The organism is Intrasporangium mesophilum (assembly GCF_054783095.1).
Map to the genome: position 1 here is coordinate 1 of NZ_BAAGRF010000044.1, position 1,155 is coordinate 1,155.

1 protein-coding gene is annotated in these 1,155 nt (G+C 72.0%); it reads right to left on the reverse strand.

Annotated features, from left to right (window positions below):
- Positions 1 to 885: IS110 family transposase (locus tag ACYVLP_RS23490; protein WP_460629710.1), on the reverse strand; the 885-nt coding region annotated here is incomplete at its 3' end.
- Between the last annotated feature and the right edge of the window lie 270 nt (positions 886 to 1,155).

Genomic DNA, 1,155 nt, shown 5'->3' on the forward strand with positions numbered 1-1,155 from the left:
GTCGACCCACCGGTAGGCATCCTCCCGGGCGGCGGCGTGCACGGCCAGCTGCTCCTGGACCGCCCGCAGCAGCACGACCTCGGTGGCGACCTCGGCGGCCAGGTCGGACCAGGCGATCGCGGGATGCTGGCCATACAGCTCGACCGCGGCCGCGGCGGCCGCGCGCCACTGCTCGGCCCGGGCCCGCCCCTGCTGGTTCCTCGAGGCCTGCGCGATGACCGCGGTCATCCGGGCAGGGCCGGCCTTCAACAGGGCCCGCGGGTCGGCCCACCGCGCCAGCACCGCCAGGTCGGCCGCGCCCAGGTCCCCGCTCAGCGGGGTCAGCGGCATCAACTGCCGGACCAGGTCCTTGATCCGCACCTTGTGCACGGACGCCAACCGGGTGAGCCGGTCGGCGGCACGCACCCGCCGGTCCAGCGCCGCGGCCTCGGCCTCGGGAAGCCGCAACGGCCGCAGCGAGTCCGGCGCCACCAACGGCAGCCGCGCCAGCGTCGCGGCATCGATGCTGTTGCTCTTGGCATGCCGGGACAGGAACCGCCGCAGGTCCGCGGCCTTGGCCGAAGACACCCGATACACCAGATGACCACGGCTGCTGAAGAACACCGCGATCGGCAGCCACGCCGGCCCGGTCGGCTCGAACACCACCTCCAACCGGGTCCCCGCGCCCGCCCCGGCCAGTGCCGCCTGCTCGATCAGGCTCAGGCTGTGCACCGAAGGCTGGCAGCGTCGCCGACACACCTCCCGGCCGTCCTCGGCCAGCACCCGCACCGTGTGGTCGCTGGCGATCCCCAGATCGATCCCGACCAGCCGTCTACTGCCCATCAGCTCTCCTCCTGTCGCGTCGTTCGGGCTTCGACTCCGACACGGCCCGACGAGCGGGATCAACCACGACCACGGTCCCAGGAGCGGCTATCCGACCTGACGACGGCTCCCACTCATGCGCTGCAACCGGACCCGACCTCACCGGGCCGGTCCACTTCCCTCATCCGGGGCATCCGTGGCCAGACCAGCGATGGCAATCAATCGAACGAGGCCGCCGACCCGCAGGCCAACACCCCAGAGCGCTTCACGACGCCACTCACCGGACCAGCCGGAACCCTCACCCAATCCCGGAACCCTGACGGTGATCAACCGCCGGAGTCCCTTACATGAGCG